13 protein-coding genes and 2 pseudogenes are annotated in these 14,808 nt (G+C 58.4%); 4 read left to right on the forward strand and 11 right to left on the reverse strand.

The features are described 5' to 3' along the window. Positions 1-8: 8 nt before the first annotated feature. Positions 9-1,886, forward strand: coding sequence for a HAMP domain-containing methyl-accepting chemotaxis protein (locus A6U98_RS35020; protein WP_064655785.1), 1,878 nt, complete (start codon positions 9-11; stop codon positions 1,884-1,886). Positions 1,887-1,974: 88 nt separating this feature from the next. On the opposite strand, the gene A6U98_RS35025 is transcribed toward A6U98_RS35020, so the two are convergent. The 11 genes and pseudogenes from A6U98_RS35025 to A6U98_RS35075 form a co-directional block, all read right to left on the reverse strand. After that, entirely contained in the window at positions 1,975-2,523 is a 549-nt protein-coding gene (locus A6U98_RS35025) for a nuclear transport factor 2 family protein (protein ID WP_064655786.1), read from the reverse strand. 81 nt (positions 2,524-2,604) lie between these two features. Continuing rightward, positions 2,605-3,408, reverse strand: a complete 804-nt coding sequence (locus A6U98_RS35030; protein ID WP_064655787.1) for an SDR family oxidoreductase — start codon at positions 3,406-3,408, stop codon at positions 2,605-2,607. Between the two features lie 55 nt (positions 3,409-3,463). Further along, positions 3,464-3,862, reverse strand: a complete 399-nt coding sequence (locus A6U98_RS35035; protein ID WP_064655788.1) for a heme-binding protein — start codon at positions 3,860-3,862, stop codon at positions 3,464-3,466. Between the two features lie 170 nt (positions 3,863-4,032). After that, positions 4,033-4,919: pseudogene (locus A6U98_RS35040) on the reverse strand (AraC family transcriptional regulator). A gap of 270 nt (positions 4,920-5,189) precedes the next feature. After that, complete coding sequence (locus A6U98_RS35045) at positions 5,190-6,113, reverse strand: MurR/RpiR family transcriptional regulator (protein WP_064655789.1); 924 nt, start codon at positions 6,111-6,113, stop codon at positions 5,190-5,192. Between the two features lie 15 nt (positions 6,114-6,128). Then, a complete protein-coding gene (locus A6U98_RS35050; protein WP_064655790.1) occupies positions 6,129-7,175 on the reverse strand; it encodes a C45 family peptidase in 1,047 nt (348 codons plus the stop codon). After that, on the reverse strand, positions 7,165-7,893 hold the full coding sequence (gene glnQ, locus A6U98_RS35055; RefSeq protein ID WP_064655791.1) for a glutamine ABC transporter ATP-binding protein GlnQ: 729 nt from the start codon (positions 7,891-7,893) through the stop codon (positions 7,165-7,167). The genes A6U98_RS35050 and glnQ overlap by 11 nt, the downstream gene beginning before the upstream one ends. Continuing rightward, on the reverse strand, positions 7,890-8,546 hold the full coding sequence (gene glnP, locus A6U98_RS35060; RefSeq protein WP_064655792.1) for a glutamine ABC transporter permease GlnP: 657 nt from the start codon (positions 8,544-8,546) through the stop codon (positions 7,890-7,892). The genes glnQ and glnP overlap by 4 nt, the downstream gene beginning before the upstream one ends. Before the next feature lie 65 nt (positions 8,547-8,611). Beyond that, the gene (gene glnH / locus A6U98_RS35065) at positions 8,612-9,361 is read right to left on the reverse strand and encodes a glutamine ABC transporter substrate-binding protein GlnH (protein WP_018245566.1); all 750 of its coding nucleotides are present in this window, start codon (positions 9,359-9,361) and stop codon (positions 8,612-8,614) included. Positions 9,362-9,883: 522 nt separating this feature from the next. Continuing rightward, the gene (locus A6U98_RS35070) at positions 9,884-11,215 is read right to left on the reverse strand and encodes an aspartate aminotransferase family protein (protein ID WP_064655793.1); all 1,332 of its coding nucleotides are present in this window, start codon (positions 11,213-11,215) and stop codon (positions 9,884-9,886) included. After that, positions 11,212-12,102, reverse strand: coding sequence for a MurR/RpiR family transcriptional regulator (locus A6U98_RS35075; protein ID WP_064655794.1), 891 nt, complete (start codon positions 12,100-12,102; stop codon positions 11,212-11,214). The genes A6U98_RS35070 and A6U98_RS35075 overlap by 4 nt, the downstream gene beginning before the upstream one ends. A 91-nt stretch (positions 12,103-12,193) precedes the next feature. On the opposite strand from A6U98_RS35075, the gene A6U98_RS35080 reads away from it, so the two are divergent. The 3 genes and pseudogenes from A6U98_RS35080 to A6U98_RS35090 all read left to right on the forward strand — a co-directional run bounded on the left by A6U98_RS35080 (position 12,194) and on the right by A6U98_RS35090 (position 14,744). After that, a complete protein-coding gene (locus tag A6U98_RS35080) occupies positions 12,194-13,036 on the forward strand; it encodes a 3-keto-5-aminohexanoate cleavage protein (RefSeq protein WP_245304609.1) in 843 nt (280 codons plus the stop codon). Between the two features lie 261 nt (positions 13,037-13,297). Continuing rightward, positions 13,298-13,964, forward strand: a pseudogene (locus A6U98_RS35085) (IS6 family transposase). A 579-nt stretch (positions 13,965-14,543) separates the two neighbouring features. Further along, entirely contained in the window at positions 14,544-14,744 is a 201-nt protein-coding gene (locus A6U98_RS35090; RefSeq protein ID WP_018444696.1) for a hypothetical protein, read from the forward strand. Positions 14,745-14,808 lie beyond the last annotated feature (64 nt).

Raw genomic sequence — 14,808 nt, forward strand, 5'->3', positions numbered from 1 at the left:
AGACCCGCATGAAGCGTCCGAGTATCAAGCAAGCCCTGATCGTAAAACTGTCGATCATCACTCTGTTCATGGTTAGCCTGTCCTATGTCTCGCTGAGCACGATTTCGACACTCCGTGCCAATACCGAGCAGATCGGGACCTTCTGGATGCAGCGGCTTGTGACGGCTCGCGAGATCAAGGATGACTTCCTGGACCTGAAACTGGTCTATGCCCAGTACCTCCTGGAGGACACGGCGGAGGAGCGGAATGTCGGACAGCAGCAGATCGACGCTGCTGGCGTTGCGCTGGACACGGTTGTTGGCGAATACGAAAAGGGCATTCGTACGGAGCGTGGACGCGAACTGATCAACCAGATGAAGCCGGAACTCGCCAAATATCGCACGCTGGCAGAGCAAATGATCGCGCTTGAAAATGCCGGGAAGACGCCTGAAGCAATCCGTCTTTTTAAGGAAAATATGGAGCCACAAGCCGAGCTGGTGAACAAGGCGGTGGCGGATCTGGTCACCTTCATTCTCAGCCAGGCCGAAGGCTTTGTGGACGCGAGCGATGCTTCCGCGCGATCCGCATTCATGCTGACGGCCGCGATCGCAGCGTTGGCCGTGCTTCTTGCGGTAGCCGGCATCTTCTTTGCGATATCGGGCATTGCCAACCCAATCCGAAGCATCGCCTCCGCCATGAGGCGCTTGTCGGATGGCGATCTTGACAGCGATATTCCCTATGCCGGTCGCGCCGACGAAGTCGGTGAGATGGCCGGCGCGGTTGAAATCTTCCGTCGGAATGCTCTCAACGTCGTCAGGCTCGAGAAGGAAGCCGCCGAATCCCGCAGCGAGAGCGAGGCAGCGCGCGCCGCAGCCCAGAAGCGCGCCGAACGCGAGGCGGAACAATTGCGCTTCGCGACCACGACATTGGGCGAAGGCCTCCGGCGGCTTGCATCGGGTGACATATCCTTCCAGCTTTCGCAGCAATTTGCGGCCGAATACGAAGCCTTGCGCGAAGACTTCAACGCTTCGCTCCGGCAATTGGGCGCGACGATCGGCGCCGTGCTCCAGACGGTTTACAGCATCGACAATGGTACCGGTGAGATTGCATCTGCCGCGCAGGATCTTTCCAAGCGTACCGAACAACAAGCCGCCTCTCTCGAGGAGACGGCCGCAGCCCTCGAAGAGATCACGTCGAATGTGACGATGGCGACCAAACGCACCGACGAGGCGCGCAACGTCGCCAAAGAAGCCGATATCAGCGCTCAGCGGTCGGCAGCGGTCGTCTCGGAGGCGGAAGGGGCCATGCGACGCATCGAGGACAGTTCACAGCAGATTTCGAACATCATCGGTGCAATTGATGAAATCGCCTTTCAGACGAACCTCCTGGCGCTGAATGCCGGCGTTGAGGCTGCCCGTGCGGGTGAGGCGGGCAAGGGTTTTGCCGTGGTCGCCCAGGAAGTCCGTGAGCTCGCCCAGCGTGCCGCTCAAGCGGCCAAGGAAATCAAAGGCTTTATTCAAAAGTCATCAGCTGATGTGGAAAATGGCGTGAAACTGGTTCTTGAAACCGGAACCTCGCTCAAGTCGATCGGTGAGCACGTTGTCCAGATCAACCAACTGATGGATGCTATTGCCACATCGGCGCGCGAGCAGTCGACTGGACTTGCCGAGATCAACACGGCCGTCAATCAAATGGACCAGGCGACCCAGCAAAATGCGGCGATGGTCGAGCAATCGACGGCTGCCGTTGCCTCATTGTCCTCCGAGGCAGGCCGCCTGCGGGATCTGGTCAACCAGTTTCAATTGGACGGCGACAAAAGCGCGGCGGACGGGCAGCGCAGCGGACGGGCCTTCGAAGGCAACAGGCCAATCCACTTGGTCGCTTCGCGGCGCGTGACGCAAAGATGAAGCGCGGCCGACTTCGGATCAGATATACGAGATGACTTGAACTGCCATCCCGACGATTGCTGACCGTATATATCCAAGTTGGCTCCGGCTATTCGGCCGGCGTCACGCGGGTCCAGAACGCGTTGAACACGACCGAATCGAAGAAGGCCGAGGCGCGGACGATACGGCCGTCGCGCATGTCGAGAAACCAGGCATAGGTATTGGCGTAAGGCTCCCCGTCGCGGGCGATGCCGCGAGCGTCGAAAAAGACGATCACGGTGTCGCCGTCGGCATAGACGTTGCGGATCGCGGGCTTCAGCGGCGCCTTCATGCGGGCATTGAACGGGCGGATCACCTCGCGCAAGAACGCCTCGCGACTGGGATAGGTCTTCGATGCCAGCGAATAGCCCTCGATCGTCCAGCGGGCGTCGTCGGCGAGGAGGTCATAAGGGCTGCCTGTGCCGGCCGCCCACGCTTCAAAGCCAGCCTCGACGGTCGTCTTGTTGCGGCGCTCGGTTTCGGTCAGCGTCTGCGGCGCGGCGCGCGCTTCCAGCCCAACTAGAGCCAGAATGGCGGCGGCGATGCCGAAGGCAGCGTTGAAAATGCGGCGGACAAGGGATTCCGGGCTGCGGACAGTCGTGGTTGCAGTAGTGGGCATGGTTTCCTCCAAGGATCGGGTTGGTGGCGCGACACCCGCTGCCCGGGTGCCGCTTGCAGCGCTCGCCGCCAAAAACGTTGATCAGATCTGGTTTTCCCACGCTCTCAGCTGATGTTCCTTCAGCATGTCCTCGATGATCTTCGGAACCACGTTGCGGAACCTGCCGGTGTCGGCCGGGACGACGTCGATCATGCGATCGATCATTTCCTTCGGGTCCATCTTACCTTCGGGGGTGGCGAAGAAATCGTCGAAGCCCTTGCGTAGATCTGCGCGCTTGGTGAAGTTCTTGCTGTCATCCAGCCAGCGGAACGGATTGTCGGCCATCGTCTCGTTGTAGCCGGTGTAGTAGGCGCCCGGATTGATCGTCTGGATCTTGATGCCGTACGAGGCGAGCTCCTGCTGCAGCGCTTCGGCGATCGATTCCAAAGCGTGCTTCGTGGAGACATAGGTGCCCCAGTTGGCCGGAGTGAAGAGGCCGCCCATCGAGGACGTGAAGACCACCTTGCCCCTCTTGCGTTCGCGCACCCATTTCTGCACGACGCCCTGGGTCAACACCAGCGGCAGGAAGACGTTGACTTCGTAGTTCTTGCGAACGAGCTCGATCGGGATTTCCCAGACCGGGCCGGCTTCGCCCATGCCGGCATTGTTCCAGAGGACGTCAAAGTCCCAGCCCTGCGCCTGCTTGATATCGTAGGGGTCGGTGAGGTCGAGACGCTCGACGCGGAAATTCTTGAGTTCGAGGGCGGCGACTTCCTCACGCAGCGGCGTGACCTGCGACGAAACCTGCGTGGTCGCGATGATGCTGTGGCCGTTCCTGGCCATGCCGATGGCGGCAGCCTTGCCGAAGCCGGAGCCTGCACCGGTGATCAAAATGGTCTTGGTCATGCGACATTCCTTTCGAGACTTGGGGTTTGTTCAAAATCAGGGGCTGGCACAAGCATCACGCCGCGGCTGCAGCCGCTGCCTGCGCGATTTCCAGATCCTGCGGCACCGCTCCACCGGAAACGCCAACGGCGCCGATCACCGTGCCGTCGGGGGCAAAAAGCGAGATGCCACCGGGAAAGGGAGCCAGGCCGCCGTTGGATAATTCGAGGGCATGGGCGGGAGCGCCGGGCTTGCAATAGTCCCAGACGGCTTCACTTGTGGTTTGAAACAATACGGCCGTCCGGGCTTTGCCCATGGCAAGGTCGATCGAACCGAGCACTGCGCCGTCCATTCGGCTGAATGCCTTGAGATGGGCTCCGGCATCCAGGACCGTGATATTGACCGGCACGCCGATTTCTTGAGCCCGCGCCTCGCCTGCAGCGATGATCCTGCGAGCTTGGTCGATGGTAATCATCTGCCTGCCTCCTCTTTTCGTTCGGGGACGAGTGCTCCCCGTTCGATGAGACAGGTGTAGGCCGAAAAGGGTTTTGCAGTATTTGCAGCTCTTGCTCCGCTATGCACAAATCTTGCGCTCCGGCGTGCGTGCGCGCACGAGCGGCGAGCATCTCCGGCAGGCGGATACCGCTAATCGGTGACAAGCGCCCGGTACTGGCCGGGCGTCAAGCCGGTCATCTTGCGGAAGACGCGCGTGAAATTCGCCTGCGAGCCGAAGCCGGTATCGAGCGCGATCTCCACGAGGGAGGATCGCGCAAGCCGCAGCTTTTCCTTGGCCGCCTCGATCCGTCGCTCGGTGACGTAGCGATGCGGGGTCAGGCCGGTGGCCTTGCGAAATATACGGGCAAAATGAAAGGGGCTAAGGCAGGCCTCGGCAGCAAGGTCATCCAGCGAGATCTCTGCGGCGATGCGGGCTTCGATGAAATCGAAGACGCGTTGCAGCCTTTTTGGATCGATGGTCGGCACCCGCACGGCAGGATGCCACCGACCAGACGAATAGGTGTCGAGCAGGTGCGCCACCAGCGCCATCTGAATGCCGTCGAGGAAGAGGCGATCGGTCGGCTCCAGGCTTCGATTCAACAAACCGCGAAAGAGCTGGCCGATCTGCAACACCATGGGATCGGGGACGCCGCCCGCATAGGCGAGCTGCACCCGGGCCGGGTCGATGTCAAAGTTCGAAAGCGCGCTCTCACCGACGAGCGACGGCGGCAGGAAGATGTGCAGGGACTCGGGCATGGTGCCGATGATTTCTACATCGCTCTCATGGACACCCGCCGGACATATCCAAGCGACACCGGGGCGAGCGATAGCCTCCTGCCGGTGACCGTCACCGGTCCACCTGACTTCGATTGGCCCGATAACAGGACGGCTATCTCGGTGCATTCAAGCGTAAGGTCGACCTGCCAGCCCGGATCGAAACGCCGGAGCTCGACCTGCAGCGATGAGCACTCAACCAGCCCGCCCACTCGCTCGCTGGTCCGATACTTTCTGTCCCCTTGCGATTCCACGAAAGTCATGTCGCATCCACGCCGTGAAGATGGATCTAAACTCGCTCGAATTGTTCAGTCTCGGCGGGCCGATTGCCCACGCTGCCGTCAATCTGCAATCGTCTTTGATTTATTGAGTGAATATTTTGGCGCACTGCACTGCTGTCGGGAGCCCGCCTATTACGATCAGGATTTTCGCTAAAATTCAGGCGAGTGCAAGTCCCCATAACACGAAGTGATGCATGTCGGCGATTCAGCTCTCATGGTCAATGAGCCTACCAAGTTGGCAAATACGCCTGGCTAGACTTCCACCTTCATCGACCTGATCAGCGCTTCTCGCGAAGCAAGACCTGTCATTGCGCGATCACCCATCTCGTGCGCGACGAGATTGAGCAAACCTTCACAGAACACGATGTAGGCCCCCATGCTATTGCTGAAAAAGCTGCTCGTGTGGGGAACGAAAAATGCGTGTTGCGACGGCCCAACGAGGGGGGAGGCGCGCGTGTCCGTCACCGCTATGACGGCGAGGCCGAGTTTGGCTGCGACTTCTGCCACGTTCGCGACACTGCGTGTGTATGGCGCGCAACTCGCCACCACCACGACGTCACCCTTTTCGAGTTGTGCCAAGGCTTCGGCAACACCAAGGCGAGGCGCATCCAGAAGCGAGACGTCGCTCCGCAGCATCCCCAGACCATAGGTCAGAAAGCTTGCAAACGCGTGGAATTGACGGACACCGTGGACCCTCACGCGGCGGGCGTTTGAAAGCAGGCCGGCGGCTTCAAGCAGCGACTTGGGGTCAAGCTGCGTCAGGAATCCGTCGATGTTGTTCTTGGTCTCGAGACCGAGCCTGTCGAAGATATGCAGCTCCTCCTCGCTGTCTTCCTTCGTGGAAAGAAGACGCCCCGCCTGCCGGCTATAGAAGTACCGATCGTCAGCGGAAAACGCCTGGCGGAAAACACTTTGAAAATCGCTGAACCCGGCAAAGCCGAGCTTCTGCGAAAGCCGCGTCAGGGTCGAAGGGTTCACCCCGAGGGTGTCGGCCAGTTCGGAAATGGTTCGAACCGCGGTCTGTTCCGGCGTGTCCACCAGCTTCGCCAACACGTCGAGAGCCTTGTTGCCGAGAGAGATGTTGGCGCTCTCACGGTTGATGCTCACCGTGAGGTTTCGGAGTTCCTCGATTGTCGCCGGTTTTGCAAATCCAGTCGCTCCATCCGTCAAAACCATGCGTCTGCCTCGATGTCACATTGTCGCGATCTTCAGGCCGGTATTTTCGAAACGTGCCACCGATCCCGCGCTATCATAAACAGCCCAGTCGACGCTGTCCTTGCCGATTTTGAATACGGCGGTCGCAAGGGTGTTCTCGTTATCAGGATCGTCCGGCTGGGCTCGGTAGATCGGAAGAATGCGCTGTTCTTGATCCCATAGGACAGACAATGGTGCCGGCGGTTCGTCGCTTGCATCGAGAATATCCTGACCACGTTCCTGCCGTGAGCCGGACGACCCCGTTATGATTTGCGGCTCGGATGCCATCTCCACATGGACAAAATGATTTGCATGGACGGCTGGGCTGGCGATTTCCGCGATCGAGCACTTCGCATGCGTGAACTCGACGCTGGCCAAACGGGACTGCCCTGCCTGCGCCAGCGTGAAGTGGAACGCGCCGGAGCGCGGTGCCCCGGACAGTAAAGTCAGTGCGGCGTCGATCGTCGCGCAGTCGAGAACGGCGCGGCTCAGCACCATCCGCGGCAATCCATCTCCGGCAAGCGTAGAGCGGATGTTGTTCACGGTAAGCACGAGACCGCTGCCATTGATCGCAAATGTGTGCCCGGGTATCGATCCCGGATAGAGGAATGCCGTGAATGGCTGACCTTGGTCCGGGGTGATGGTCGCCAGCGCGCATCGCGACCGCAGCCCCGGATCGCCGTCCTCGTTATGGGCGATGACCGGGAATGAACCGGGTATCTGGACCGTGGTGCAGCCATCCGGCGCCATCGCCCAGACGTCGCCCCGGCAGTTCCATGCAAAGACTTCGTCGAAGGGCAGCTCCAGTCCGTCTGCCAAGCCTGAGAGTTCCTGCAGATACTGCGGATAACGCTCCTCGACCAATGACCTCGCCGCACCTATGCGGTCGTCGTGCCTGAGCGCCATGACCGTCGCCCAGGCATATGTCTTGACGAGGTGTCCGTGAACGAGGGACGCGCCATGACGACCGAGACCCTGTCCGATATCGTAGTGGCTTCCCGAAAGGCTCAGGCTGGCAAGGCGATAGTCTGTGTCAATGGACATGCTGCAGGAACTCGCGGAGGCGTGGATTTTCGGGGCTGTCGAGCAGAACGGCCGGATCGCCGTCAACGGCGATGTTGCCGTTCTCCATGAAGATAAGCCGGGTTCCGACCTTGCGGGCGAAACCGATTTCATGCGTCACCACGATCATCGTCATGCCCTCTTCGGCCAACGACTGCATGACGCGCAACACCTCGTGACGCAGTTCCGGATCAAGCGCTGAAGTCGGTTCGTCGAACAACATCAGCTTCGGTTTGACCGCCAGGGCGCGAGCGATGGCGACACGTTGCTGCTGGCCTCCGGACAACTCCGACGGGTAATGATGGCCGCGGTCCGCAAGCCCGACCTTCGCAAGTAGCGCCGTTGCCTGTTCGGTTGCGTCCGCCTTGCTCAGATTGCGGACCCTGCGGGGTCCAAACGCAACATTCTCGAGCGCTGTCATCTGCGGGAACAGATTGAACTGCTGAAACACCATCCCAGCTTCCTGCCGGATCAGCCGGACCTTGGAACGGCTTTCGCGTACGCTGATTCCATCAACGATCAGATCGCCGCCGTTGATCTCGTCAAGCGCGTTGATGCAACGCAGCAGGGTGGACTTTCCGGATCCGGACGGGCCGATCAACACGACGACCTCACCTTCGTCAATCTTGAGGTCGACGTCCTTCAAGACCGAAATCGGCCCAAAGTTCTTGGTGACATTTTTGAATTCGACGAGGCTCACAGGATTCGCATCCTTTTCTCGGTTACACGCAGGATAAGGGTCAGCGTTCCGGTCATGATCAGATAGAACACGGCAACGGCCGACCAGATTTCGACGGCGCGGAAATTCGCCGCCATGATTTCCTGGCCTTGGCGGGTCAGTTCGCCCACACCGATGACGATGAACAGCGACGTGTCCTTCAAACTGACGATGAATTGGTTTCCGAGCGCCGGGATCATGCGCCGGAAGGCTAGCGGCCCTATGACGTAGAACAGCACCTTCCAGAGTGGAAGACCCAGCGCGAGCCCGGCTTCCTTCAGTCCCTTATGGATGGACAGAAACGATCCCCGGACGATTTCGGCGATATAGGCCCCCGCATTGACGACGATCGCGGTGATCGCCGCGGTGATCGGATTGATCCTGATATCGGCGACCAGCGGAAGCGCAAAATAGATGAACATCACCTGCACGACGATCGGCGTGCCGCGGATGAGTTCGACATATATGAAAGCGATTGCGTTCAGGACGACATTGCCATAGGCGCGCATCAGGCCGGCAACGACACCGATGATAAGGCCACCGACAAGCCCGGCCAGCGCGATCATGACCGTAAGCTGCGCGCCCTTGAACAGTTCCGGCAGCGCCTGCCAGACGACCGACCATTCGAATTCCATAGAAATCATCTCCATGCGAGGAAGGAGCGCCGGCGGGGCCGGCGCTGATAATCTCGTTTTGGAGATCAGCTCTTGGGCGGTTCGGTACCGAACCACTTCTTGTAGATGGTGGTATAGGTGCCGTCCGCCTTCAGTTTGGCCAGCGAGGCGTTGACCTTGGCGACAAGTTCGCTGCCCTTGGGGAACGCCATGCCGTACTGCTGTGCCATCATCTGCGCACCGACGGTCTTCACTTTGCCCTGGCCATTGGTCTTGATGTAATAGAGCACGTTCGGCGTGTCGTGCATCGCGGCGTCGGCGCGGCCTGTTGCAACTTCGAGATAGGCGTTGTCGCTGTTCGGAAACAGGCGCAATTCCGAATCCTTGAAGTTCTCCTTGGCGTAGTCGGTGGCGGAAGTTCCCGTCTTCACGGCAAGCGTCTTGCCCTTGAGATCTTCCGGTCCCTTGATAGCGCTGTCCGTCGGAACCATCAGCAGGAAGCCGCTGTCATAGTAGCCGTCGGAGAAATCAATGACCTTCTTGCGTTCGTCCTTGATCGTGATGCCGGCGAGACCGACATCGACCTGTTTCGTCTGAAGGGCGGGAATGATGCCGTTGAAGTCCATCGGCTGCAGTGTGTAGGTGACGCCAATGTCCTTAGCGACAGCATCCCAGAGGTCGATGTCGAAGCCGACATACTTGTCGCCTTCCTTGAACTCGAACGGTACGAATGCCGTATCGGTGGCGACGACCAGATCGGCGGCCCGTGCCGGAAGCGAGAACGCGATTGTCGCTGCAACAGCGGCTCCAAGTAGGTATCCAAATCTCAGTTTCATGTGAGTTCCCCTTTTTCGGCAAATGCATTCGGCGTTTGCCTTCGATCGACATGCGCAAATATAAACTGCATTGATAAGGCTGTCGCATTCAAAATTTGCACTGGCGCGCCGAGAGGGTATGAGAGATGGCCAAAAGCAAGACGCCGATTGCTAATGACGGAAACATCCGCTCCCGACGCCCAAAGACTGTCGCGGCGGTAGATCTCTGAGATTCCAAGCGGTTAGCGTGAGCCGGAAATCTTGAAATAAAACCACGGCTTTCCGGGCGCGCACATAAAGTGGTCAAGACGATCAAAAATGATCCATATAGATCATGAATTTTACTCACGAAACGAATGGATCACAAATTGTTACAACGCCGATTGAACCCACGTCATGGGCGCAAATGCTGGTCTGAAACGGCACGCAAAGCCGTTTCGAGCGCATGACAGAAAAAAGCCGACCTCCTTCGAGGTCGGCTTCGATCAAGAAAGCAGGAAAGCTGATCGCTTGTTTATGCGATTGCCAAGCCATCCGGGAGGATTACGCCAGGCCGGCAACCGCCGTATCGATCGCGTCACCGAGACGCTCTACGATCGTGTCGATATCCCGGTCCGTGACGATAAAGGGCGGTGCCAACAGAACGTGATCGCCCGTTTGCCCGTCGATCGTGCCGCCCATCGGATAAACCATCAGGCCTCGCGCCATCGCTTCCCTTTTGATGCGGACGTTCAGTTTTGCCGATGGATCGAACGGCGTTTTGGTGGACCGGTCCCTGACAAGTTCAACGCCTCGGAACAATCCGCGTCCGCGGATGTCGCCGACATGGTTGTGGTTGCCGAGACGTTCGATCAGTCGGGTTTCAAGGTGATCTCCCATGGCGTCCACATTGGCCAGAAGGTTTTCGTTGCGGATGACGTTTTGAACGGCGAGGCCGGCGGCCGCGGCCATCGGGTGGCCCATATAGGTGTGACCATGCTGGAAGAAACCGGAGCCATTGGCGAAGGCGTCGAAGATTTTGCCCGAAAGAAGCACGGCTCCTACAGGTTGATAACCGCCGCCCAATCCCTTGGCGATGGTCATGAGATCAGGGACGACACCATCCTGTTCGCAGGCGTGAAGCGTGCCCGTCCGGCCCATCCCGCACATGACCTCGTCGAGGATAAGCAGGACGCCATACCTGTCGCAGATCGCACGAATCCTCTTGAGATAGTCGGCAACCGGTGGCACTGCGCCAGACGTGGCGCCCACCACGGTCTCCGCCACGAAGGCAATGACCTGATCTTCTCCAAGTTCGAGAATTTTGTCCTCAAGTTGCTGAGCGGACCGCGCGGCGAAGGCTTCATCGGTTTCGCCTTCGTGCCGCAGCCGATAGGAGTAGCAAGGATCGATATGGTGTGTTTCGATCAGAAGAGGCCGAAACTGCGAACGCCGCCACTCGTTGCCCCCCGTCGCAAGCGCTCCCAGCGTGTTTCCGTGATAGCTCTGACGACGCGCGATGATGTGCCGGCGCTGCGGTTCGCCCTTCTCGACAAAATACTGGCGCGCCATCTTCAACGCTGCCTCGACCGCTTCCGAGCCACCGCTGACGAGATAGACATGATTGAGACCCTTTGGCGCGTCATCGACCAACCGGTCAGCGAGCCGCTCGGCGACGTCGGTCGTGAAAAAACCCGTGTGCGCATAGGCCATAGTGTCGAGCTGTTCGTGCAGCGCGGCAAGGACTGCGGGATGCGCATGGCCGAGGCACGAGACGGCCGCTCCTCCCGACGCATCGATGTAACCTTTTCCATCGGCATCGAAAATTTCGATGCCTTGACCGCGCACCGCGACGGGAAGTTTCGAATGGATTACACGATGCAGAATATGGGTCATGGCCGTTTTTTCGGGTTCCGGGGTTTGAGATGCGTTTTGAACGAAGCAAACAGTTCGTCGGACCGTCTGAGCGCTTCGACCGCGTTCTCGCCTGCGTTTCCGGCGATGAGGGTGCCAAGGACTTCGGCAACGGCGAAGGCCGGCGACATCGTATGGAAGAAGGACGCACTTTCGGTAGCGACGAGCACGGCGACGGTAGCGAATTGGGCGAGAGGCGCTACTTCGCTGTCGGTCACGGCAACGACAGGAACGCCCTTTTGGTGGGCGTATTCAGCGATTTCGATGGTCGCACGGGTATAGGGCAGAACGCTGGCAACCAGCAGCACGTCATCGCTGCGCGCGTTCCCGATTGCATCCGCTCCGGTTCCGCCCAGACCGTCCAGCATGACGGACTTCTCGCCGATCAGCGACATCATGTAATGCAACTGCCATGTGACTGAATGGCTCGACCGAAGTCCCAGGCAGTAGACCCGTCTTGCCGCAGCGAGCAGCGTGGCCGCTTCAACGATCCGGTTCAAGGATTGTGGCTCCGCCAATTGGGCGACCTGGGTGCTGATCGAGGCGAGCATGTCTGCGGCGAGCGCATGATCGCCCTTGAGCTTCTGGCTGGCGACCTGAGCGCCGGCTTTTCCGGCAAAACCGGGCTCCTTGCCGCGCACCGCCTCGGCATACATCGCGCGGATCGCGTCGTATCCGTCGAGGCCGAGATGTTTTGCCAGACGGGTCATGGTCGCAGGCTGGACACCGGCATGCTTCGATTGCTCCCGCATGGAAAGGAGGGCGACATCGCGGGGATGGTCAAGGATATAGCGCGACGCCGTCTGCAATTGCGCGGACATGCTGTCGAACGTGTCAATGATGGCTTGGCGAAGAGGTGCTCGATCCATGTCCGATTTATAATCCCCTTGCAGGCTATTTCAACATATGTTTCATAAAATTATTATATGATCCGTGTGGATCATGACGGAGAGCGCTTTCATGAATATTGAGACTGGTTTGAAGTCCGTCGCAATAGCGGTTGCTCCGAACGGCGGCCGCAAGACCAAGCTGGACCATCCGAACCTTCCTTTGACAGCAACGGAACTTGCCGAGACCGGCGTTCGATGCAGAGAGGCGGGCGCGGCGATGATACATGTCCACGTTCGCAAGAAGGACGGCAGCCATCTTCTCGATGCGGACGCATACCGCGAGGTGATGTCGGCAATCAGGTCACGCGTCGGCGATAATCTCGTCGTGCAGATCACCAGTGAGGCACTCGGTGTTTATACGCCGCCCGAGCAGATTGCTGTCGTCAAGGAGACATGCCCGGAAGCGGTGTCCCTCGCGCTACGGGAACTTGTCCCGGACGCCTCGTTCGAAGCTGCTTTCGCCGATCTCCTGGCCTGGATGGCGCGGGAGGGTGTACTCCCCCAGATCATACTCTACGATCCCTCCGAGGCTGTCGTGCTCGCAGACATGCAGACGCGCGGCCTCATACCATGGCGCACCATTCCCGTGCTCTTTGTCCTTGGGCGATACACGGCAGACCAGACGTCGCAGCCGACCGATCTCCTGCCATTTCTGGCGACCGGCATTCCACGTTTCGAGCATTGGAGTGTCTGTGCATTCGGCCGTCATGAAGCAGCGTGCGTTTCAGCTGGCGCACTGTCTGGAGGAAATGTGCGGGTGGGTTTTGAAAACAATACCCGGCTTCCCGATGGAGCGGCTGCACCCGGCAACGAAGATCTTGTCTTCGCTGTGTCCCAGGCAATTCAAAGCTTAGATTACAAACTGGAAAGCGGTGCCGATCTCAGGCAACGATTGATTAAACTAGCAAGTTAGCCAATGCGCCGGCGGTTCCAGCATTTGTTGAAAAGGCTGCGGCAGGAGTGGCGGATTGCTCACAGAGCAATGGCATCGGATCAAAAGCCCAACAGGTCACCCTTTCTCCTGTGGCGTACCGCTGAATTACGGGGTCTGCGGTTCGAATCCCATCAAGGCGAACACTTCGGTTCTATCGCAAAACTTTTCACCGGGTTTGCAACCAGTATTGTAGGCGTAGATCCGGGGTTGAGATGAGCAGGCAGATTGAGTTTCCCGATCATGGTCGATTTCAAAGGCAGTCATTACCCGAAAGACGTGATTTTATACGCGGTATTTTTCTACGTGAGATATGCGGTCTCCTATTATGGCCGAGCGCGGCGTTACCGTTGACCACGCGACGCTGAACAGATGGGTCGTGAAATATTCGCCCCTGATTGCCTGCCAGGCCCAGCGGCGCAAATCCGCAACCAGCAGCTCCTGGCGGATGGACGAGACCTATATCCAGGTCAAAGGCAAGTGGACCTATTTCTATCGGGCTGTCGACAAATTCGGCAAAACCCTTGATTTCATGCTGTCTGAGCACCGCGATGAGGCCGCGGCCAGCGCGTTCTTCGCCCGCACGATTAAGAACAATGGCTGGCCCGAAAAGGTCGTCATCGACAAGAGCGGCGCGAACCTGGCAGGATTGCAAAACATCAACTGGCGGCTGCTGTTGTATGGATGGTTCTGGCTGATCGAGATCCGGCAGGTCAAATACCTCAACAACACGATTGAGCAGGACCACCGGTTTATCAAGAAGCTGACCCGCCCCATGAAGGGCTTCAAAACCTTTCAGTCTGCGTCAGCAACACTGGATGGTATCGAGGTGGCTCACATGATCCGCAAGCGCCAATTTTCAACCAGTGGCCAATCGGCATTTCAGCAATTCGCCGCACTCGCTGCATAATTGTGTCCAGCGATGGCCGCTTCTGCGGCCTTTTAAAAAGTTTGCGACAAAACCGCTACCTATCATATTCCCTGGCGAGCATAAATGGACGGACTGATAACTTTCAGGATGCGGCGATAACGACAATTGCGTCCTGTTCATATATCTAAATGAGTAGTGGTTAATTCCAAAGGAAGTTCGGAACTTCCAAAATACGCAGCTGCCGGTGCAATGTAGTTTCGAGGCGCCGGCAACTTACAACGATATTTGTTCAAAACAAAACAAGCAAAAATAGGAGGAGAGGTCGTGAACCATCGGAGGATTGTTCTTGCGCGCTTTGCGCAAGCGTTGGCTTGCAACAGGACTCATTCCGCGTGCATCCCTCAGGCGCCGGGAAGAATTCCACCACCTATTGTGCAGATTCATGCGAGACGCTCCTGATGCCGGACATCGGCAAATAATGGCGCGCGAGGGGTTGCGCGCAGCCGAGGCAATCTGTGTCGATGTGTAATGGCTCGAGGCTTGCATGCAACCCCTACCATATCCACCCATTGTCGAAATTGTTAACGCTGCCTTTCATATGGCAGAGCGGAGGCTACGATGACCACGGCATGTGATGAGAAACATATCGAATTGAAGCCGATTTCGAGCTGCAGACGAGAAGTCGAAGTCGCGATGGTGGAAATGCTCGTCAGTTTGCAGAAACGTGGATGGTCGGCTGCGGAATTGGCACTGGCGCTCGCAGATGCCTCCGAAGATCTCGTCATGATGATTGCGACCAAAAGGCTTCGACCGAATTAGGTCGTGGTGACGATTTAACGATTTGGGATTCCGCCGGAGGCGCAAATCAGATTCAAGGCTGACT

This window comes from Rhizobium sp. WYCCWR10014, assembly GCF_001657485.1.
Classification (GTDB): Bacteria; Pseudomonadota; Alphaproteobacteria; order Rhizobiales; family Rhizobiaceae; genus Rhizobium.